General features: G+C 39.2%; 21 protein-coding genes. 5 read left to right on the top strand and 16 right to left on the bottom strand.

The window, feature by feature from the left end; genetic code table 11:
- Positions 1–430: 430 nt before the first annotated feature.
- From rfbA to HMPREF9072_RS11455, 3 genes are all read left to right on the top strand, one after another.
- Positions 431–1312 carry a glucose-1-phosphate thymidylyltransferase RfbA gene (rfbA, locus tag HMPREF9072_RS11465; protein WP_009411860.1) on the top strand — a complete coding sequence of 294 codons (882 nt, stop codon included), beginning with the start codon at positions 431–433 and terminating at the stop codon, positions 1310–1312.
- 90 nt (positions 1313–1402) lie between these two features.
- A complete protein-coding gene (gene radA / locus HMPREF9072_RS11460) occupies positions 1403–2767 on the top strand; it encodes a DNA repair protein RadA (protein ID WP_009411859.1) in 1365 nt (454 codons plus the stop codon).
- 12 nt (positions 2768–2779) lie between these two features.
- Entirely contained in the window at positions 2780–4198 is a 1419-nt protein-coding gene (locus tag HMPREF9072_RS11455; RefSeq protein ID WP_009411858.1) for a lipopolysaccharide biosynthesis protein, read from the top strand.
- Here the strand turns inward: HMPREF9072_RS11455 and ybeY are convergent.
- The 3 genes from ybeY to HMPREF9072_RS11440 form a co-directional block, all read right to left on the bottom strand.
- Positions 4185–4604 carry an rRNA maturation RNase YbeY gene (gene ybeY, locus HMPREF9072_RS11450; protein WP_009411857.1) on the bottom strand — a complete coding sequence of 140 codons (420 nt, stop codon included), beginning with the start codon at positions 4602–4604 and terminating at the stop codon, positions 4185–4187. The genes HMPREF9072_RS11455 and ybeY overlap by 14 nt on opposite strands.
- A gap of 5 nt (positions 4605–4609) precedes the next feature.
- The gene (locus tag HMPREF9072_RS11445) at positions 4610–4819 is read right to left on the bottom strand and encodes a DUF2892 domain-containing protein (RefSeq protein WP_002672528.1); all 210 of its coding nucleotides are present in this window, start codon (positions 4817–4819) and stop codon (positions 4610–4612) included.
- Positions 4820–4920: 101 nt separating this feature from the next.
- The gene (locus tag HMPREF9072_RS11440; protein ID WP_009411855.1) at positions 4921–6078 is read right to left on the bottom strand and encodes an FtsX-like permease family protein; all 1158 of its coding nucleotides are present in this window, start codon (positions 6076–6078) and stop codon (positions 4921–4923) included.
- Between HMPREF9072_RS11440 and HMPREF9072_RS11435 the strand changes: the two genes are divergently transcribed.
- A complete protein-coding gene (locus tag HMPREF9072_RS11435) occupies positions 6062–7384 on the top strand; it encodes an exo-beta-N-acetylmuramidase NamZ domain-containing protein (RefSeq protein WP_009411854.1) in 1323 nt (440 codons plus the stop codon). The two genes, HMPREF9072_RS11440 and HMPREF9072_RS11435, sit on opposite strands and share 17 nt — an antisense overlap.
- Before the next feature lie 483 nt (positions 7385–7867).
- Here HMPREF9072_RS11435 and HMPREF9072_RS11430 read toward each other — a convergent pair whose 3' ends face one another.
- Positions 7868–8452 carry a porin family protein gene (locus tag HMPREF9072_RS11430; protein WP_009411853.1) on the bottom strand — a complete coding sequence of 195 codons (585 nt, stop codon included), beginning with the start codon at positions 8450–8452 and terminating at the stop codon, positions 7868–7870.
- Between the two features lie 139 nt (positions 8453–8591).
- Here HMPREF9072_RS11430 and upp point away from each other — a divergent pair, with 139 nt between their 5' ends.
- Positions 8592–9245 carry a uracil phosphoribosyltransferase gene (gene upp / locus HMPREF9072_RS11425; protein WP_002672507.1) on the top strand — a complete coding sequence of 218 codons (654 nt, stop codon included), beginning with the start codon at positions 8592–8594 and terminating at the stop codon, positions 9243–9245.
- On the opposite strand, the gene HMPREF9072_RS11420 is transcribed toward upp, so the two are convergent.
- The 12 genes from HMPREF9072_RS11420 to HMPREF9072_RS12590 form a co-directional block, all read right to left on the bottom strand.
- Positions 9219–10151: a hypothetical protein gene (locus HMPREF9072_RS11420; protein ID WP_009411852.1), complete on the bottom strand. Its 933-nt coding sequence runs from the start codon at positions 10149–10151 to the stop codon at positions 9219–9221. The genes upp and HMPREF9072_RS11420 overlap by 27 nt on opposite strands.
- Positions 10151–10627, bottom strand: coding sequence for a hypothetical protein (locus HMPREF9072_RS11415; RefSeq protein ID WP_034566435.1), 477 nt, complete (start codon positions 10625–10627; stop codon positions 10151–10153). Before HMPREF9072_RS11415 ends, HMPREF9072_RS11420 begins: the two co-directional genes overlap by 1 nt.
- A 20-nt stretch (positions 10628–10647) precedes the next feature.
- A complete protein-coding gene (locus tag HMPREF9072_RS11410) occupies positions 10648–11262 on the bottom strand; it encodes a porin family protein (protein WP_009411850.1) in 615 nt (204 codons plus the stop codon).
- A gap of 39 nt (positions 11263–11301) precedes the next feature.
- A complete protein-coding gene (locus HMPREF9072_RS11405) occupies positions 11302–11532 on the bottom strand; it encodes a ferredoxin (protein WP_002672503.1) in 231 nt (76 codons plus the stop codon).
- Between the two features lie 23 nt (positions 11533–11555).
- The gene (locus HMPREF9072_RS11400; RefSeq protein ID WP_009411849.1) at positions 11556–12806 is read right to left on the bottom strand and encodes a peptidase U32 family protein; all 1251 of its coding nucleotides are present in this window, start codon (positions 12804–12806) and stop codon (positions 11556–11558) included.
- Positions 12807–12927: 121 nt separating this feature from the next.
- Positions 12928–14793 (bottom strand): ABC-F family ATP-binding cassette domain-containing protein, encoded by a 1866-nt coding sequence (locus HMPREF9072_RS11395; RefSeq protein WP_009411848.1) that lies wholly within the window; start codon positions 14791–14793, stop codon positions 12928–12930.
- 23 nt (positions 14794–14816) lie between these two features.
- Positions 14817–16127 carry a (Fe-S)-binding protein gene (locus tag HMPREF9072_RS11390; protein ID WP_009411847.1) on the bottom strand — a complete coding sequence of 437 codons (1311 nt, stop codon included), beginning with the start codon at positions 16125–16127 and terminating at the stop codon, positions 14817–14819.
- Between the two features lie 9 nt (positions 16128–16136).
- On the bottom strand, positions 16137–17087 hold the full coding sequence (locus tag HMPREF9072_RS11385; protein WP_009411846.1) for an MlaD family protein: 951 nt from the start codon (positions 17085–17087) through the stop codon (positions 16137–16139).
- A 20-nt stretch (positions 17088–17107) separates the two neighbouring features.
- Positions 17108–18229, bottom strand: a complete 1122-nt coding sequence (locus HMPREF9072_RS11380) for an N-acetylmuramoyl-L-alanine amidase (RefSeq protein WP_009411845.1) — start codon at positions 18227–18229, stop codon at positions 17108–17110.
- 149 nt (positions 18230–18378) lie between these two features.
- Entirely contained in the window at positions 18379–19125 is a 747-nt protein-coding gene (gene gpmA, locus HMPREF9072_RS11375; RefSeq protein WP_002672496.1) for a 2,3-diphosphoglycerate-dependent phosphoglycerate mutase, read from the bottom strand.
- A gap of 22 nt (positions 19126–19147) precedes the next feature.
- Positions 19148–21826 carry an AsmA-like C-terminal region-containing protein gene (locus HMPREF9072_RS11370; RefSeq protein ID WP_009411844.1) on the bottom strand — a complete coding sequence of 893 codons (2679 nt, stop codon included), beginning with the start codon at positions 21824–21826 and terminating at the stop codon, positions 19148–19150.
- A gap of 93 nt (positions 21827–21919) precedes the next feature.
- Positions 21920–22123, bottom strand: a 204-nt coding sequence (locus HMPREF9072_RS12590) for a hypothetical protein (RefSeq protein ID WP_009411843.1), incomplete at its 5' end; no start/stop codon positions are given.

Below are 22123 nucleotides of genomic sequence, written 5' to 3'. Positions count from 1 at the left end.
TGTTCGTCTTTTGTTCGTCTTTTGTTCGTCATTTCTTCGTTCTTTGTTCGTCTTTTCATTATCTGCCCGTGCGGCTCACACCGTCTTTTGTTCGTCTTTTGTTCGTTCATTGTTCGTCTTTCCTATAAGCTTTTTATATCTACATTATTTTATTCTCCCGTCCCCATTTGCTAATTGACTCATTTACTAATTTACTAATTTTATCTGTCTGTTGCGCTACGAGCTCACACTTTACCTTTTACCTTTTATCTTTTATCTTTTACCTTCAACAATTGGCATTGTGGTATTAATAGCACATTTGCTAATTTCAAATAAATACTGTACCTTTGCCAAAGTTTTTTTGATAGCTTGTCGTATAACGACTTTGGGCAATGCTCAATATAATATGAAAGTTACAGTAATTACTAACGTCTGAAAAAACTAACAACCGATGAAAGGAATTATATTAGCAGGCGGTTCAGGTACACGCCTTTACCCCATTACTAAGGGAGTTTCTAAACAATTACTCCCTATTTACGATAAACCAATGATTTACTACCCATTATCGGTGCTGATGCTTTCGGGTATTCGCGAGATATTGGTAATTTCTACTCCTCAGGATTTACCAGGTTTTGAGCGCCTCTTGGGTGACGGTTCCGACTTCGGTATTCGCCTTAGCTATGCCAAGCAACCCAGTCCCGATGGCTTGGCTCAAGCGTTTATCATAGGTGAAGAGTTTATAGGCGATGACGATGTGTGCCTGGTATTAGGAGATAATATTTTCTACGGACAGAGTTTCTCGAAAATGCTCGCTCAAGCGGTAGAGAATGTAAAGAAAGAACGCAAAGCTACTGTCTTTGGTTATTACGTAAAAGACCCTGAACGTTATGGAGTAGCTGAGTTTGACACCGCGGGCAATGTGCTTAGCATTGAGGAAAAACCCACACAGCCTAAATCTAACTATGCGGTAGTAGGACTCTATTTTTACCCCAATAAAGTAGTGAAAGTAGCCAAAAGTATCAAACCCTCAGCACGAGGTGAATTGGAGATTACTACGGTGAATCAAGAGTTTCTAAACGACGGCGAATTAAAAGTACAACTTTTAGGACGCGGTTTTGCGTGGCTTGATACGGGTACTCACGATTCGCTTAGCGAAGCATCAAACTTCGTAGAAACCTTAGAGAAACGTCAAGGACTCAAAATCTCTTGTTTGGAAGAAATAGCCTATCGCAAGGGTTGGATTACCGTTGAAAAGTTGCAAGAGTTAGCAAAACCAATGCTCAAAAACCAATACGGGCAATACCTTTTGCAATTAACGATGAACAATAGATAATTTGCTTTTCCAAATAATCTAACGCTAAAACCTAATCTATGCTGGCGCGAGCTTGTAGCTCGTGTCTCCTAACATCTAATCTCCTAAAAAATGGCAAAACTAAAAACAGCATATTTCTGTCAGAATTGCGGAGCACAATACAGTAAATGGCAAGGACAGTGTTACGTCTGCAAGCAGTGGAATACCATTGTGGAAGAAGTCGTACAGAAAGACACTGCTCCTGCTTGGCAAGAGAAAGAATCACCTATCAAGAGTAAAGCTCCTAAGTATATCTCTATTTCGCAAATCGATACACAACAGGAGGCGCGCCTTAACAGCAACAACCACGAATTGAATAACGTTTTGGGTGGTGGAATTGTACCGGGGTCGGTTACTCTTTTAGGGGGTGAACCTGGCATCGGTAAGAGTACGCTATTGTTGCAAATAGCTCTTAACTTGCCTTATCGTACACTCTACGTATCGGGGGAGGAAAGTGAGAAACAGATAAAAATGCGCGCTGACCGTATTCCGCATAAGCTTGATAATTGCTTTATTCTCACTGAAACTAAGACGCAAAATATCTTTCAGCAGATAAAAGAACTCTTACCCGAAATCGTGATTATCGACTCTATTCAAACCCTACAATCCGATTATATAGAGGCTTCGGCGGGGAGTATTTCTCAAATTAGGGAATGTGCTTCCGAACTGATTAAGTTTGCTAAAACTACTCATACTCCTGTAATACTCATTGGGCATATCACTAAGGACGGACAAATAGCAGGACCTAAGATATTAGAGCATATGGTCGATACGGTTTTACAGTTTGAAGGCGACCGTAATCACGTGTACCGTATCTTGCGTTCACTGAAAAACCGCTTTGGCTCTACTTCTGAACTAGGTATTTACGAGATGCTTAGCAACGGATTGCGTGAGGTAAATAATCCTTCGGAGATTCTCATTTCCAAAACCGATGAGACGATTAGCGGTACCTCCATAGCTGCCACTTTGGAAGGTATGCGTCCGCTGATGATTGAAATACAAGCACTCGTAAGTACAGCGGTATATGGAACACCACAACGCAGTACTACGGGCTTCAATGCCAAACGCCTCAATATGCTTTTGGCAGTGCTTGAGAAACGCGCAGGATTCCGCTTAGGAGCTAAGGACGTCTTCCTTAATATTACCGGAGGCATTACTATCGACGACCCCGCCACTGACTTAGGAGTGGCGATGGCTATCTTATCTTCTAACGAAGATATAGCGATTGAAAAGGACGTCTGTTTTGCCGGCGAAGTAGGATTAGGCGGTGAAATACGCCCTGTACAACGCGTAGAGCAACGCATTACTGAAGCTGAGAAATTAGGCTTCAACACTATTTTTGTATCAAAATATAACAAAATAGCCCTTAAAAATACTAAAATTAGGATTGTAAAAGTTGCCAAGATAGAAGATGCAATACAAGAACTATTTGGATAATAAAAACGCCTTATGTTGAAAAAACTTTTTAAAGATACCATTATCTACGGCATTGCTACTGTACTCCCTCGTGTGCTTACCCTATTGCTCACAAGGTTGTACGTGAATAAACTCGATACTGCCGATTTTGGTATTTATTCAGGGTTGTTTGTCTATCTTATCTTGGGGAACGTACTGCTATCATACGGTATGGAAACAGCTTTTTTCCGCTTTATGAATAAAGGCGAACGGAAGAAGAAGGTACAATCTACCGCGCTTACTTCTCTTACAGTCAGCTCTTTGTTTTTCCTGCTGATTGCCTACTTATTGCGACACTTTATTGCCTCCTGGCTGAACTACGACGTACAGTATATTGTCTTTGCCATTTATATATTAGTACTCGATGCCTTAGTGGTCATTCCGTTTGCGTGGCTCAGAAACAAAGGCAAAGCCAAACTTTATGCTATTGTTAAAATAGGGAATACAGCAGTGAATTTAGCACTTAATATCTACTACCTGAACTATTTACCTAATGAAGCTCTTGCTACCAATGGTGGTGTATATTATATCTTTTTAGCCAACGTAATAGCGAGTTTAGCGACTTTCATTGTCTTACTGCCCATCTATTTCAAAATACATTTCCGTTTTGATTATCGACTTTGGAAAGAGATGATGGTTTATGCTTTCCCTGTATTATTGGCAGGTATTGCTTTTGCGGTAAATGAAGGTTTTGACCGAGTGTTCTTGCGTATGCTCCTCCCCGCTGATACTGCCGATGGAACTATAGGTATTTACTCTGCTTGTTACAAAATGGGGGTATTTATGAACCTCTTTGTTACTGCTTATAAACTTGGTATAGAACCTTTCTTTTTTAGCAGTGCACAGGATAAGAATGCACCTAAAACCTATGCTCGTATCACCGAATACTTCATTGTGTGCGGAGGCTTTATTTTGCTCTTTATTACTGTATTCACTGATGTTTTTAAACTTATTTTGATACCTAACAAAGCTTATTGGGAAGCTCTTTGGATAGTGCCTATTATCTTGTTAGCTAATCTATGTTTAGGTATTTACCATAGTCTTTCGGTGTGGTACAAAGTAACCGACCGCACCAGCTTTGGAGCTATCGTATCTTTAGTAGGAATGGCTATCACAGTAGTGTTCAACTTTGCGCTTATTCCTTGGCTCAGTTATAAAGGGGCGGCGTTAGCAACTCTTATCACTTATGGGGCGATGATGTTTATTTCGTATTACTACGGACAAAAATACTATCCGATACCCTACAAAAAAAGGAAGATAAAAATCTTCCTTGGAATGAGTGTTGTTTTCTCATTTGTAAATTTCTATGCTTTTGACAATAGTATCTACATAGGCACCTTACTTTTGCTTATTTATGGTTATTTAGCGAGTTTTACTATAAAGCTCAAATCTACTCTTCCTAAACAACCGTAAAAAGGTTCATCTTTTCTTCTTCCTTGTTGCGCATTAGCGCACTGTCTTCGGGTGTTTTATCCTTATAACCGCAAAGATGTAACAAGCCGTGTGCCAATACCCGCAAGAGTTCTTTTTGGAACGGTACTTTAAAGATGTTAGCATTCTCCTTTACGCGTTCTACCGAAATATAAATATCCGAATGGAGCACTTTGCCCTCAGAATAATCAAAGGTGATGATATCGGTAAGGGTGTCGTGTTGCAAGTATTCTACATTTATTTTGTGCAAATACTCATCATCGCAAAAAATATAGTTGATATTGCCTGCCTCTTTACCTTCGGATTGGGCTACGCATTTCACCCAACGTTTTACTTCGTTTTTCTTAAAAGGAAAGACAAAGGGAGTTTCGTTAAAAAAAGAAGTCATAATAATTATTTTTCTTTAGGCTTATAGGTACTGATACCTAAAAGTGCGTAAATGGGTGAGAAATTAATGAGAATGGTTACCAAAAGCAATATAGAAACGCCTGATAACACGGAAGCAATGGTAATAGAAAACTCGTTAAAATACCCCAATATCGCAGTGATAACGATAATGAGCAAACGGATATTCTTGTCCAAAGTGCTAATATTTCTTTTCATATAGTCACATTTTTTAATTTGTGGCAAATGTACTTCTTTATTTTGAATAAAACAAAGATTTTAAATAATTATACACTTACTTTTGCGCTATCTCAAATTATTTACGCAAACTTCATAGATTTAGTAGGTGATATTTTGGTAATCACATAGGTAGGAATGAGTAGCATCAGCAAGCACAATAGCAAAACGCCTATATTGAGCAATAACACCCACAGAGGAGTGAAAGCAATCGGTACTTCGGTTACGTAATAGGTGGCAGGGTCTAACTTGATAAGGCTGTAACGCTGTTGTAACCAGAGCAATAAGAATCCTAAAACATTCCCCCATAAGAGTCCCAAGCCTATGATATAGGTAGCATTATACAAAAATATCTTGCGGATACTGCGGTCAGAAGCACCTAAGCTCTTTAAAGTACCTATCATTGGTGTTTTCTCTAATATGAGCACGAGAATAGCCGTAATCATATTAAATCCACCAACAACTATCATTATCCCGATGATGAGGTAAATATTGAAATCGAACATACCAAGCCATTCGAAGATAAAAGGAAACTTCTGAATGATAGTTTGCGAATCGAGGAATGAACCTACCTTGCCATACACTTGTTTGCCTACTTCTTCTATACGGTCAAAATCTTTGATAAAAAGCTCGAAATTGCCTATTTGGTCAGGTTGCCATTTATTGATTTTCTGAATATGACGTATATCAGTGAAGACGTACGACGCATCAAATTCTTGAAAGCCACTGTTGTAAAGCCCTACGATTTTAAAACTACGTTGGTTAGGGGCTTGGGCAGCTTCGTCTTTTAAAAAGATAGCTTGGCAACGGTCGCCCAGTTTTAGGTGCAATCTGTTGGCTAAATAGGTAGACATTAGCACCTCATCGGTTACTTCTTCACTCGCTACATTAGGGGTACGCCCTTCGGTAATAAAATCGCGAATAAGCGACCAATTGTAGTCTTTTCCCACACCTTTAGCGAGAATCGATTCATAAGTGGTTTCAGTACGGATAATACCACCTTTGGTAGCTACTGCTTGAATATGGGTAACTTCGGGTACTGCTGAAAAAGTAGGGTAAAAGTCTTGTTTTATAGCAATAGGTCTGGTAGTGACTTGTGACGCATTACTGCTATAATCAAAAATCTGAATGTGCCCGTGAAAGACTACCAACTTCTCCCTAATCTTGCGTTGCAAGCCAATACCCGTAGCAATGGCAATGAGCATCATCACCATACCCACAGCAATGGCAGCTATTGCCATTTTGATAATTGGGGAAGAAATTGTACCTTTGTCCCCTTTCGAAAAAATAACTCTTTTTGCTATGAAATATTCAACATTCAAAACAATAATGCCTTTTAGAAGTGCCAAAGTTACACTTTTTTTCTTATGTACGCTTATATCGTGCAAAAATAATGGACAGACACAAGGTAATGTTTCTGTGCAAAATACTGAAAAACAGACGAAAGAAGTGGTGGTGGGCGCTAACCGAATGTATCTTTACATTAAGGATTTACGCGCTAAAAATATAGCTATCGTTACGAATCAGACTGGGATTGTGAAAGCCGAAAAAGGGAATTATGTGCATTTGGTGGATACGTTATTAAAGAAGAAAGTATCTATCAGCAAGGTTTTTGCTCCTGAACACGGATTCAGAGGGGAAGCCGATGCGGGTGAAGTAGTGAAAGACGGCAAAGACACTAAAACGGGCTTGCCTATTGTATCGCTCTATGGTAAAAACAAAAAACCTACTGCTGAGCAACTGAAAGGTGTAGACCTTGTACTCTTTGATTTGCAAGATGTAGGGGTACGCTTTTACACTTATATTTCTACTTTGCATTATGTGATGGAGGCTTGTGCTGAACAGCATATTCCTGTAATAGTACTCGACCGTCCGAATCCTAATGCGCATTATATTGATGGAGCGGTGTTGCAACCTGCCTTTAAGAGTTTTATTGGGATGCACCCTGTGCCCGTGGTTTATGGAATGACTATTGGCGAATATGTTCAGATGATAAATGGTGAAAAGTGGTTGCAAGCAGGCGTTACTGCTGACCTTAAAGTGATTCCTCTTGCCTATTATACACATCAAACGTCTTATAGCTTACCGGTAAAACCTTCGCCTAACTTACCTAATGATGTATCGGTGAACTTGTACCCAAGTTTGTGTTTTTTTGAGGGGACAAATGTGAGTATGGGGCGTGGTACCGATATGCAGTTTCAGATTTATGGCTCTCCTTATTTTGATAAGACGGCTTTTAGCTTTACGCCACACCCTAATGCAGGCGACAAGAATCCGAAGTTTAATGGTGAGCTATGTTACGGTGAGGACTTGAGAAAAACACCTCGTTTGGATAAACTAAATCTCACTTGGCTTAAAAAAGCTTTTGAGCAAGGCAAGGGAGTGAAAACACCTTTCTTTACTTCATCGTTCAATAAGATTGCTGGTAATGATATATTAAAGAAGCAAATAAGCGAAGGGAAGACCGAAGACGAAATACGCCAATCGTGGCAAAAGGATATAGAGCAGTTTAAGGAGACGAGAAAGAAATATTTACTATATCCGTAATTAATACTATAATGCCAATAATACCAATTGTTGAAGGTAAAGTGTGAGCTCGTAGGACGACAGACAGTCGTAGCACGACGGGCAGATAAACAAAAGACGGTGCGAGCCGCACGGGCAGGTGTGAGCCACACAGGCAGTCGTAGCACGACAGGCAGATAATGAAAAGACGAACAAAAGACGAACAAAGAACGAACAAAGAACGAACAAAAGGCGGAGGAAAAGTGGGGGTAAGTTAAAACTAAGATATAAATAAGAAGAATGTTATTAGTAGATTTCAACTTTGCCAAAGTTTCAAATTTTGGTAAAGTTTGTATATATAAATGAACAAAAGACGGTGCGAGTCGCACGGGCAGATAGAGGAACAACGAAGGGAAGGTGAATCTAAGGTGAAGAGTAATTAGGGTTGTTTAAAAAATAAGAAAGGGTTTAAGTGATTTATAAATCACTTAAACCCTATTTCTAATTAACTAATATTCCTATTTTCTAAAAACGTATCCCTACGCCCAATTGTATTTGTTGGGTAGTTGCTTTTTCTTTAAGGGCGTTACTAATATCACTGTAACCCCATACATAGCGACCGTAAGCAAAAAGAGGACCTAAATTTACTTCGGCTCCTGCTACTAATGAAAAATCAGTATCTTTAAAGAGCTTTTCTCCGTTTTCCCAAGTACTTTGGTCGCGGTTGGCAAGGAAACTAAATTGAGGTCCTGCGTGTAGTGAAATCAATCCGCTAGGGTTGTATTTCAAGAGTACTGGTACACTTACGTAGTTCAGTGTTTTTTTCTTTTCGAACTTGTCGTTCCAAACAGATTGGTAGCTATCGCGGAGCTCTGTATTGGTTTGACTAAAGAGTACTTCACCCTGTAGCCCCCAGCTATCATTGAAATCAAATTCGACGAAACCACCTAATTGATAGCCCAATTTAAAGTTTTTGTCATAGGCTACACCTTCTACTTTACCTAAGTTAGCACCTGCTTTTGCTCCTAAGTGAAACTCTTGAGCATAGGTAGCGGTGGTGAGTAGCATTATCGCAATAAAAGCTGTTAATTTAGTGATTTTGTTTTTCATACGCTTAATTATTGTTTAATGATTCGGTATAGTTATTCCAAATAGTGTGCCAAAAAAAATAATTTACCAAATTGTAAATTTGTAAATTAGCAAATTATATACTACTTTTGTGGCGTGAAAATATAAAGCTAACAGACCAATGATTATACATCATTTAGGCGAAGAGCCTTCCGTATTAAACCGATTTATCGCCCAGTTGCGTGATGTAAATATTCAAGCAGACCGTATGCGATTCCGTAAAAATTTGGAACGAATAGGGGAGGTATTGTGTTACGAGATGAGTAAGTTTCTACACTATAAAACGGAAACAATTACTACACCTTTGGGCGAAAAGAAGGTACAACTTCCGAAAGACGAGATAGTAATTTGCTCTATTTTGCGTGCTGGTTTGGCATTGCATCAAGGCTTGATGAACTACTTTGATAATGCTGATAATGCGTTTATCTCGGCTTATCGCAAACACACTTCTGAGACTGATTTTGATATAATGGTGGAGTATCTGGCTTCGCCGTCCTTAGAAGGTAAAATCTTATTCTTAGCTGACCCAATGCTGGCTACAGGGCGTTCGTTTGCTAATGTATTCAATGCGCTGAAACCTTTAGGAACACCTAAAGAGATACATTTATTTGCTGTTATAGGGGCACAGCAGGGGATAGAATACTTGGAAGATAAGTTTCCTGAGACTACTCATTTATGGATTGCTACCATAGATGCTCACCTTAACGACCACGGCTATATAGTACCAGGTTTAGGTGATGCGGGTGATTTAGCTTTTGGTAATAAAATGGAGTAGAAGTCCTATGCCAGGCATAGATAATAGTGACCATAGTACGATTTCTTTTAGCCACCACACACGTATTTTCTCTACATAAAGAGCAAAGAGAATGGCAATAGGGGCAAAGGTGTATATCACTTCTTTGGAAAGGAATACTACTATAAGTCCTATCCAGAGGAATTGTATTACTACTAATGAGCTGATACTGTGATAAACACTTCTGAAATAGTATACTGCTAATGCCACTAAAAGAAGGAGAGCTAAGCTACATACTGCTATTGTTGTAGCAATGGAATGAGAAGAAAAGTTTAGAAGATTATTTATATCTGAAGTGATGAGTTTTGTAAAATCATCAATAGGAAAAGGCTCTTGAAGTATTAATAAAATAGCCCCTAATAAGATGCTAACAGTAATGATTGCTAAAAGAGGTATAAACCAATAACGGCGTTTTTCAGCTCCGTAAAAGAGTAGAGAAATCCATACATTTAGCAGAAAAATTAAAGCCCAAGGGTGCAACAAGCCTGCACAAATGATTAGTAGAGAAGTATCGAATAGTTTTTGTGGAATGCCTTCACCTGTTTTAAGAGTAAGTACACGCCACAAGGCTACAATGATAAGTAAGTTAGCACCTACTAATTTCACTTTATCAAAAAGGGTAGGGAAGAGCACTACGAAAATACTAAAGAAGGCTATAGAGTAGCAGTTTTTGGTATCAGTAAGTTCATTCCACCGGTCTATTTGGTGAAGTAATAATAAAGAAAGAAAGAGTAATACAAAAGTACTCATTAAAACAGTGAGATGAGACACGTCACTGAGAGGAAGTTGTAGTATTTTAAATTGAAATAGCCCATCACCTATCAATAGTGCTAATAGCACAATGATAAATGTGATGGGCTTTGTATTTTCAAAACGTACTGATAGCATTAGTTACTAATAGTTAAAATATTACCAGCTACTGAAACATTATAATTTAGTAAAGGATAAGGTTTGGCAATTTGCCCAATAGCAATAGGAGCTCCTGATATTAAATTGTAAACTGTTTTACCACAAGAACATTTGGCAAAAGTATAGTCGTGACCAGTCTTCTCATAGCTATTTTCATCTTCTATAGCCCTTATGCCAAACAGGCGACTATGACACTCTTGTAAATTATGATTAGGACAAGTAGCCTCCCAAGCACGATATCCTCCATTACTATAACAAGTCACAAAAAATCCTTTAATACCTCCGTAGGGAACAAATACAGTATTCATTGGTGTTTTTAAGCTGTTATAGAGAGGTAAACTTAAGTTGATAGTATAAGTGAAATGTACTTCTCCTAAGTTAGGGTTGCGCGTTTGCCGTTCTTTCTCACAAGAAAGCAGTCCAACCAAAAATATTACACATATCAGTCTATACATCTTGTTATCTATTATTTAGCTTAAAATTGATACCCTACTCCCATTGAGAGCGTTCTATTTTTAAAGTCGTAAGAATTAGCAATGCCCGTACTTATGAGGCTTGCCTCATCGCCTTCAAAGATATTAGTGAGTCCTTGTACCCAACGTATTTCGAAAACCCAACCTGCATCAGTAGTGTAACCTATCCCTGCAGTCATAGCTACATCTATAATGTCTATGGCATCTGATTTTACACGAGTTACGGGTTCTGTACCATTGAAGTAGAAATTAGGCTGGTCAATGCGATATTCTATCTGAGGACCTACGTGCAAATTAATACCCTTCCCTACATTGAATCGTGCCATTACAGGAGCCGAAATATAATCAAGAGCCAAAGTAGCATTCCCATATCTATCAGATTTTATTTGTGCACCACGACGATTGTAGATACCTTCTATCTGTAAAGAGAACAATTTAGATAGGGGGAACTCTAAAGTAACCCCAGCATAATAACCGTGATATGGTTTAAAACTTGCCTCACTACTTACATCTCCTTTTAAGGTAGCATAATTGTACCCTGCTTTCACTCCTATGTATTGTGCTTTTACATTGTAAAAAGCAAACAAACATATGGCTAATAATACTATTTTTCTCATTGTTTATTATTTTTAGATGTTAGTCGTTTGTTGTTAATACTATAATTTTTTGGTAGAGATAATCTTCACGGGACAGGCTTTTTGTGCTTTCTCACAATCCTCAAAAATACTATCGTCATAACTTTTTAGGGTAAAGAAGCCTTTCTTTTCAGTGGAACGTAATAATACGCTCTTGCCATCTTTTTTCGACATCTGGAACTGCTCAGGAGCCATCTCTACACAGTAGTTACAGCCTATGCATTTTTCACGCTGTAAGGTTACTATTACCATATTAAACTAAATCTGCTAATCTGCTAATTGATATTTGTTTTTACTATTTTATACAGTTTATCTGATAACCTTATTCTGAAATTGGTTTTGATAGTACAAGAATCACCTTTCTTAGCTCTTTCAGCAGGAGTATCGTTTACCATCATTGAGCTGAGCTCTATTTCTTGAACGCCTGTTGAAGGTCCAGTGATGAGCAACTTGTCGCCTATCTTTATATCAAAGGCTTCAATAGCAAACTCTGCTATACCAGTTTTAGGGAAATAGTGTTTGCCTTGCCCAATGTACACTTTCTTTTGGGTAGCATTAGAGCCTGGGTTCTCGCTCCATTCACCGAGCTTTTGCCCTAAATAATATCCACTCCAGAAACCGCGATTGTACACCGTTTTGAGGGCTTCTATCCAGCTTTCAAATTTTTCTTTACTGTATGTGCCTGCGTAATAAGCATCTATTGCTTCTCGGTAAGTGCGAATAACGGTAGCCACATACTCAGGAGCGCGCCCACGTCCTTCAATCTTTAATACCTTTGCCCCTGTGTCGATTACTTGGTCGAGAAAGTCAATCGTGCAGAGGTCTTTAGGCGACATCATATACTCGTTGTCCAATTCTATTTCAAAACCGCTTTCTTGGTCGATTACAGTGTATTTCTTGCGACAGTTTTGCTTGCAAGCTCCGCGATTGGCTGAGGAATTGTGTGAGTGCAAACTCAGGTAGCACTTGCCCGATACCGCCATACAAAGCGCCCCGTGTCCAAATATTTCTATTTCTACCAAATTGCCCGAAGGTCCTTTGATTTGCTCTTTTTCTATCTGCTCACATATCTTCTTGATTTGTCGCAAGCTCAGTTCACGGCTCATAACCATTGTATCAGCAAACATCGCGTAGAAGCGCACGGTTTCAATATTAGTGATATTGATTTGGGTAGAGATATGTACCTCCATTCCTATTTGTCGAGCATAAGCTATGACTGCCTGATCCATAGCTATCACAGCTGTAAGACCTGCTTTTTTAGCAGCGTCTAATAATGTTTTGATGATAGATAGGTCGTGATCATAAATAATAGTATTAAGGGTGAGATAAGTGCGAATGCCCTTAGGAGCACAACGACGCACTATTTCATCAAGGTCGTCAATCGTAAAGTTGATACTTGCCCTTGCGCGCATATTCAGTTGGTCTACTCCAAAGTACACTGAGTCGGCACCATTGTCTATCGCCGCTTGTAGCGACTCAAAATTACCAGCTGGTGCCATTAGTTCAATTTTTCCTGAATGAGTCATTATATAGTGAGTGAGGGGGCAAAGATACGAAAATAAAGTAGAATTTGAAAATTGTAATGCATAAAAATAAGTAAAAAGCAAAAATATGCTTAATATGCTAACTTGTCAGTGAAGTAAAATATTAATGTTCTTCCAGCTTCTCTGTTAGTTCAAACCAGCGTTCGGTCTTTTCCTCTATGGCAGTAAGTGTCTCTTGCAAGGCTACTGATTGTTCTTGTATTTCATTACTGCTAAGACTTCCTTCGGCAAAAGTAGCTTCTATAGCAGTTTTTTTCTCTTCTAACTGCGCTATTTCTTTTTCCAATCGGTTGTATTCCTTCTGCTCGTTGAACGATAAACCTTTCGTTCCGTCCTTGCGCCAAGTGTTTTTGGTGGCTTCTTTCTTTGGAGTATCGTCTGTCGGAGGAACGCTCTCTTCGTACACGCGGTAATCGGTGTAGTTACCAGGGAAATCCTCTACTTCGCCATTGCCTTTGAAGACAAAAAGGTGGTCTACTATTTTATCCATAAAATAGCGGTCGTGCGATACTACCACCAAGCATCCTGGATAGTCTAACAAAAAGTCTTCTAAGACGTTCAGAGTAACAATATCGAGGTCATTCGTAGGCTCGTCTAAAATCAAAAAATTGGGGTTTTGAATGAGTACAGTACATAGGTATAAGCGTTTGAGTTCCCCTCCGCTGAGTTTCTCTACATAGTCGTATTGCTTTTTACGGTCGAAGAGAAAGCGTTCCAATAGCTGTCCTGCTGAGAGAGTGCGCCCTTTAAGTAGTGGAATGTAATCGCCATACTTTTGTATCACTTCTATTACCTTTTGTCCTTGTTGTACCTCAATACCATCTTGGGTATAGTACCCGAACTTAATAGTGTCTCCCACTACTATTTTACCACTATCAGGAGCGATAGACAAGGTAAGCAAGTTGAGAAAGGTGGATTTGCCCGTGCCGTTCTTACCTATAATTCCCACTCGTTCGCCCCGCAAGAAATTATAATTGAACTTATTGAGCACGCACAAGTCTCCGAAGTTCTTGCTCACATTGTGAAACTCCACCGTCTTACTTCCCAATCGTTCCATATTGATTTCGAGCTGTACCGAGTGCTCCTTCCGACGCTTGTGGGCTGCCTCCTTTATCTTATAAAAATCGTCTATACGCGATTTCGATTTGGTAGTCCGTGCCTTAGGTTGCCTACGCATCCAGTCGAGTTCCTTTACATAAAGGTTTTTAGCCTTCTCTACCGATGCTTGTTCTTGTGCTAATCGCTGTTCTTTTTTCTCTAAGAAATAGGAGTAGTTCCCTTTGTAGCTGAATAGTTCGCCATTGTCCAATTCCAGGATTTCATTGCACACACGTTCCAAGAAATAACGGTCGTGCGTAACGATGAAGAGTGTGAGGTTTTCTTTGGCAAAGTACTGTTCTAACCATTCAATCATTTCTAAGTCGAGATGGTTCGTAGGTTCGTCCAATATCAGCAAGTCAGGTTTGCTAATAAGTACATTGGCTAAGGCGAGACGCTTTTTCTGTCCTCCCGAAAGGTTTTTTACTTTCAGTTGGAGGTTGTCTAATTTTAGGCGGAAGAGTATTTGTTTGTATTGTGTTTCAAAATCCCAGGCATTATGACGTTCCATCTGTTCAAAAGCTTTTTGATAAGCCATTTCGTTTTCAGGGTGCTGTAAAGCGTGTTCGTACTCCTGAATCAATCGTAAAATAGGATTGTCGGTTGCGAAAATAGTCTCTTCTACCGTTAGTTCTTCGTTAAAAGAGGGATTTTGTGAGAGAAAACCTATATGTATGCCCTTGCGGAATACTACTTGTCCGCTATCGGGTTGATCTTTGCCTGCAATAATATTGAGTAAAGTAGTCTTCCCTGTACCATTTTTAGCGATAAAGGCTATTTTTTGGTCTTTATTGATACCAAAAGAGATGTTTTCAAGGATTATGCGTTCACCAAAGGCTTTTGATATATTTTCTACGGATAGTAAGTTCATTTAATTTAGATAATAAATTAAAATTAATTTGTGATGTCTCTATCTGCTTGGCTATACGCCCAAGGGGCTCCGTTGTTCTCTATATTAGTCATCATCACATTGAGTTCGGTAGGGGCTGCCGATTCTTCCATTACCAAATACTGCCTCATATCCATAATAATAGATAACGGACTGATATTCAAAGGGCAGACCTCCACACAAGCATTGCAAGTGGTACAAGCCCATAGTTCTTCAGGAGTAATGTAGTCGCCTAAAAGTTGTTTGCCATCGGGTTCAAAAGTACCGTTCTTGTCGATATTGCGCCCTACCTCTTCTAAACGGTCACGTGTTTTCATCATAATCGCGCGAGGAGAAAGCTTTTTACCAGTGAGGTTCGCCGGACATTCATTGGTACAACGCCCGCACTCGGTACAAGTATAGGCGTTCATCAGCTGTAACCAAGTGAGGTCGGTCACGTCCGAAGCTCCAAACTTATCAGGAGAGGCTGTGTCTTGTGGTGTTGCAAAAGGGTTGACATTGGGGTCTAACATTAGTTTCACCTCTTGTGTTACCGCTGGGTTTACCCTAGAAGCTCCTAACGGACGAATAGGTGCGTAGTACGTATTAGGGAAAGCTAACAGTATGTGTAGATGTTTGGAGTAATATAAGTAGTTTAAAAAGCATAAAACCCCAGTAATGTGTAACCACCAACAACTGCGTTCTACAGCGATAAGAGTGCTTACCGAAGCGTTTCCTAACAAGGGGCGTAACCATTCGCTCACAGGAAAAGAACCTGCTTGCACATAGTGGGGTACGTGTAATGCTTGTAGCTGAGCATCGGCAGCGTTCATCAGTAGGAAAAGACTCATCATTACCATTTCGGCATAAAGAATATTGCTTGCATCTTTTTTTGCCCACCCTCTGATTTCTGCCTTGCGAAAGCGTGGTAGTTTTAGTACATTTCTCCTTATCCAAAATACGGTTACTGCTACAATCACTAAGAGAGCTAATACCTCAAAAGAAGCTATCAAGAAGTTGTAAAACGCCCCTAAGGAGGCAAATATGCGGTGGGTTCCTATGATACCGTCAGTAATAATCTCTAAAAGTTCGATGTTGATAATCAAGAAACCTGCATATACAATAATATGCAACACACCCACTATGGGGCGCACCAACATTTTTCGTTGCCCTAAGGCGAGCCACAACATATTTTTGAGTCGCTCTTTGCGGTTGCCAGAAGTGTCTTCCGGCTTGCCTAAACGGATATTCCTAATGAGTTTCCGTAGATTATAAATAAAAAAGCCTCCTCCTATACAGAGAAGTATTATAAATACTATGTTAGGAAAGAAGCTCATCAAAACAGTTTATTCTCCTTTTTCTTCGTCTTGAGGCTCGTATGTTTTAGCTTTTTTACCAAAAACGGAGAAATGAAGATAACGCTTAGGATTTAAACGAAGGTCTTGTAAGAGCAATTCGAGCTGTTTAGCCGATTTGTCTAAATCTTTATAGAGCGTTTCGTCTTTTAGTAATTTTCCAATAGTACCCTTGCCTCCTTCTACTTCAGCCAAAAGAGTATTGAGGTTGTTAAGAGTTGTTTGTGCATTGGCAATTACTTTATTAAGTTCAGCTTCCGAAAGCTGTCCTGATACTTTTGATAGATCAGTAGTGATTTTATTAGCATTGCTTAAAGTAGCATTCAAATTGGCTTGATTAGCTACCAACATCTTATTGAGGTTTACTGATGCCTGATTTAGGTTGTGCATTGTCGCGCTCAGTTCGGCAATGGCAATTTTTAAATTGTTAGTAGTTTTAGCATCTAAAACACTGTTCACCCCTGTAAGAGTCGTATCGGCTTGTCCTAAAAGGCGATTGAGTTTGTCTTGTGTAGGTTTGATTGACGAAGAGATAGAGGCGAGCATATCTTCTTGTACGCGTGCTTCTAATACATCTCCCGATACGGCTATAGGAGCATTATCGAAGGCGGGAATAATTTGCAGTCCTGCACCTCCAAGCAAACTGTTGTAAAGCTCAGCTACACTATTCTTAGAGAACTTAAAATCGTCTGAACACTCCATCGTGATTTTTATCTTGGCACTTTTCTCTTCTAAGTCCACTGCTTCCACACTCCCTACTTTCACCCCATTTACAGTGATTTGTGTACCTGTTTTTAACCCTCCTGAATGAGGAAAATAAGCGTAATAAGTATTCGTTTTATTAAATAATGATTTAGACTTCAAGAAGTTAAAGCCTATATAAAAAGCGGCAATACCCGCCACAACTATAATAGCTGTTTTTATTTCTCTGGATAGTTTCATCAGTTTCTATTTGAATAAGTTTACTTTTCTATTTGTTTAGCTCTTTCTACTGTAATACGTTTCTTTTGGTAAAAAGCTACGATATAAGCATCTTTATACCCTTTTTTTTTTGCTTTGTTCAGTAGCTCAAGGGCTTCTCTGTGCTTCGAAGTATCACCATAGTAATACACATATACACGCCCATCTTTTTCAACCGATATAGGCGAGAGTCCTTTGAAATTAAAAGCCTTTGTTTCTAAATTTTTAGGGCTTGATGATATCTGTACTTTATAGCTCAAATCGCTGTTGTTGATAGTGCTATTACTTGTACTTTGTCTCGGGGTATTACTTTTTTCTCTTACTTGTGAAATACTGTCGTCAGGGGTAGTATAAGAACTTTTGTCTTCTATCCATTTCTTGTAAGCGAGTATCGCCTCGGCAATGTTCTCTGCAAACTCTTCTTGCCCCTTAGCCGAGGTGAGGAATTTGCGTTCCTCGTTGTTAGTAAGGAATGCTGTTTCTATAAGAATACTGGGCATATAGGTTTGGTGCAAGACGATGAATCCCGCTTGGCGTACGCCTCTGTTAGTGCGTTTCATCACTCCTGTGAGTTGGTTTTGCACTAACTTAGCTAGCTGAATGCTCTGCTCTAAGAACTCTTCTTGCATAATAGATAGCCCTATTACCGATTCAGGTGAGTTGATATTGTACTTAGCGTATTTCTTTTTGTAATCATCTTCCAAGTAGATTACTGAGTTTTCGGCTTTGGCAACCTCGAAGTTCTGCTGGTTGGCGTGTAGCCCTAATACATATGTTTCCGCACCGTCTACTTGTGTTTCGTGAGCGTTGCAGTGTACTGAAACGAATACATCGGCTTTGTTCCTGTTGGCAATAGCTCCACGCTCATAAAGGTCAATTAGCACATCGGTTTTGCGAGTGTAAATCACCTTTATATCAGGGTAAGCCTCTAACTTTTTGCCTACTAATAATACTATTTTCAGCACCACATCTTTCTCAAAGATGTTTTTCTGTACTACTTTACCGGGGTCTTTACCTCCGTGACCCGCATCTAAAACTACTTTAAACACAGGGTTCTTCTGTCCATAAAACAGACTAAAAGTACTACTGCATAGTGAAAAAAGAAGAATGTATATAAATTTCATTAATATATGTTCTGCTTAAAATTGGTGCAAAGGTAATTATTTTACTCGAATATACAAAAAGCGTGACGTTAAAGTTTCATTTTTAAAGGAATAAAGGAGGTTATCTGCAATAAATAACCTCCTTCTTCTATCAATATATCAAGCAAATTTTATTTTGATTTACCTTGATTTGCCACGCTGTTGATAGCGGCTGCAATAGCTTCTTGGTCGCCTAAATAATAATGTTTGATAGGTTTCAAATTAGCATCGAGTTCATATACCAAAGGTACTCCCGTTGGGATATTGAGCTTTAAGATTTCTTCTTTTGAAAGCCCGTCGAGGTATTGTACCAAAGAACGCAAGCTGTTACCGTGTGCTGCGATAATCACACTCTTGCCTGCTTTAATGTCTGGCGCAATTTCGTTAAACCATATAGGCAACATACGGTCATAACAATCTTTCAAACTTTCGCCTGCTGTTTTTTCTTCTTTGGTAAGTGAAGCGTAACGACGGTCGTGTGAAGGGTGACGTTCGTCTGATTCTTCAATAAGTGGAGGACGAACATCGTAAGAGCGTCTCCACAAAAGTACTTGGTCTTCACCGTATTTAGCAGCAGTTTCAGCTTTGTTCAAACCTTGTAGCGCTCCGTAACTCTTTTCATTGAGTCTCCAGCTTTTGTGTGTAGGCACCCAAAGGTCGCCCATCGCCTCCAAAGCATTATTCAAGGTTTTGATAGCTCTTTTGAGCACTGAAGTATAGGCAACATCAAATTTGAAGCCTTCTTCTTTCATTACGCGTCCTGCTTCACGTGCTTCTTGTACGCCTTGCTCTGTTAAATCTACATCTTGCCACCCTGTGAATAAGTTGAGCTTGTTCCATTCACTTTGCCCGTGGCGTAAAAGTACTACTTTATACATATATATTTAATTAATTTTATTTTTATTCTTCTCCTTCTTTTTTACCCAAACCTCTGAGGAAATTGCCTATTTGTTTTTTGGCTTCTTTTTTAGCCTCTTCTTTGGCTTTCTCTTTCACTTTAGTCATTGTACTGTCTTTGTTCTTCATCAGTCCTCCCACGGTTTTGGTTATTTCGCTTGCTGTACCCGAACTTGTTTTACCTCCTAAAGCCTTTTGTAGTGCGTCAGTGCCTTTAGCGGTAAGGTTGTTAATTTGGTTTTTAGCTATTTGGGTAGCCAAATTTTTTACTACGGCTTTAGCATCGGTGCTTACTTGTGGTCTTTTGAAAGTTCCACCTACCGTTGCTACCACAGGCAAATTGTTTATCTTTTTCTGGTTTTCAGGAGTCAGTTTTGCTAACAAACCTTCTGCTTCTTTACCCAACATTTGAGGCGGTACATTAAAGGTGAGCTTGTAATTCATCTGTTGGTCAAATCCGTGAGAACCTGCTACCTCTATGGCTACATCTTTATATTTGATAGTAAAAGGCTTGATTTTTACTTTTCCATCCTCAAAATCAACCGCTGCTTTCACATCTTTTAGGTTGAGATTGGCTAAATTTAATCCCGTAAATTGGCTGTCTAAGGCTGAGAGTAGGGGAGAACCGTGGCTGTCAATCTTGGAGTCGATAAGTGCTGCGAATAGGTCGCCCGAGATACTGTTAATTTGAGGAGTTAAATCGTTTTTCAAATTACCTTTTACGTTGATAACCGTATTCACTTTCCCTTGTACAGCTTTAGCAATAGGCGCTATCTTTTCGAGCATAGTAATTTGCGTAAAAGCATCGGATATGTTAAGGCGGTTGAGGTTCAAGTCTACGTCAAAGGTAGGTACTTTTTCTTTGGTCGATACATCTCCTGTAAGAGCTATATTTCCTCCAAAAATATCCGATTTTAAGTTCTCTAAGGTTACTTTTTGGTCTTTTATAATCAGTTTACCCGATACATTACTCAATTTCAAATTGTCGTATAACACCGTATTGGCTTTTGCAGTAAGCGCACAATCTAAGAAAGCAGGCACTTTTATAGCCGCTTCTTTTGTAGGGGTCTTATTAGCTTTAGGTGCTTCTTTGGTTTCTTGTTTCGCAGGAGCAGACGATTCTGTTGCGGGTTGCATAAAATCGTTTACTACTAACTTGTTCGAAGATAGATTAAAGTTTCCTTTGAGGATTTCTTTTCTGAAAGCAAAACCGTACAGATTATCTATCGTTCCAGTAAGGTGTAAGTCGCTATCACCTGTGCGAGCATCAAATTTTGAAAGCCCAATATGCGACGGATTAAAGGCTACGTTTAAGTTATCAATATGGAAAGGTTTTACAAACTCCTCGCCTGCATATACAAACTGAGAAAGCGACAAATTACCTTGCGCTTTAATTTTTTGATAATTCTTAGCCTCTACCGATTTCATATCCAATTGTGTCGCTATATCAGCACGTAAGATTCCTGCCAACTTCTTGTTTAACGAAATAGGGTATGCTTGCGATAAGTTTGCCAAGTTGATAGTCCCTTTTACTGCCATATCCACAAACGGGTTTACTACCACATTGCTCACATTGGCACGAGCCGAAAAATGGTCTTGGTCGATACTCATCGTAAATTTGTTGAGGTTCACTTTGGTATCGTTGGTAATACCCGTAGCGTTGTTTACTTTTAGGTCAATAGTGATGTCACGCACCGTTTTAGGCAGGTTCGGATATTTAAAAGAAGCATTGTCTGCATACATTTCAAGTCCGAAAGTAGGGATTTTATCACCTACCATATCACCTTTGGCAAAACCTTTCAGGGTCAGATTTCCTGTGGTTTTTACATTCTCAATGCTTTTAGAGTACTCTTCGGGAATGAGCGCTAAAAAGTTTTGAAATGAATTGGTAGGGGTGCTAAAAGTAAGGTCGTAATGTTGTCCTTCCTCCAATAACTGAATAAAACCATCGAATACCAAATCCAAACGATTTACAGTAGCTTTGTTTTGCTTGAAAGTATATTTCTGATTTTTGAGGTCGATACCCAAAATAGCCTGCAAGGTGATAGGCACTCGCTTCATAAAAGTGCTCTTACCCATTGCAAAAGTTAGGTTGGCTTTCGTCTGAGTGTCTAAGTCCAATACCTCTTCGGCAAAGTTTCCTTTCCCGCTGTGGTAAATATCGGCTGCTTCCATAGAGAGGTTGCCGTCGTCCATTTTGAAAGTAAATTTCAGATTTTCTACATTGTACCGCTGAATATCTAGTTTTATAGGTGCTGACTCTTCCTCAGGTTTATCCGAAGGAATAGCGATATCATAGTTGCCTTCTCCCTCCTTGTTAAGGTGTATATACACCGAAGCATCTTTCACATTAGCTCCTAACAAATTGTAGTTGCCCGCTAATAAATCTTTGATGCTAAGCGTTACATCTATGTGTTTAGCAGCAAAAAGTGTATCACCTACGAAAGGCTCTTTGTTTACCAAAACAAAATCGTTGAGGGTAACGCGTGCCTTAGGAAAGTTTTTAAACAGACTAATATCAACATCTTGTAATCCGATGTTCGCCTTTAAGTTTTCATTTGCCATCTCAATAACCTTTTCCTTGATAGTATCTTTAAAGAAAAAAGGAATAGCAATCATTGCGATGATGAGGAGCAGTAGGGTTATACCTCCCCATTTCAGTATTTTTTTAGCTATTTTCATTCGTGTTTTAGCAATTATGTTTTCTGAGTGCAAAGATACGAAATAATTAACAATTAGCAATAAATTCTGAAATAATTATTTTGTTCTTTGTTTTTATAGTCTACCAGAATTGGTCTGCGGATTTTCATCTTGCACTTTACCAAGGTTGAAATCTACCAATATCCTCTTTTTTAACACTCTCTTAGCTTTAACTTCCCTTTGATTTAGCACCACTCTTCCTTCGTCATTTGTTCGTCTTTTCTTCGTTATTTGTTTATCTGCCCGTGCGACTCGCACCGTCTTTTGTTCGTTCATTGT

This window comes from Capnocytophaga sp. oral taxon 324 str. F0483, from assembly GCF_000318315.2.
Taxonomy (GTDB): Bacteria; Bacteroidota; Bacteroidia; order Flavobacteriales; family Flavobacteriaceae; genus Capnocytophaga; species Capnocytophaga ochracea.
This window is presented reverse-complemented; position numbering and strand designations above follow the sequence as displayed.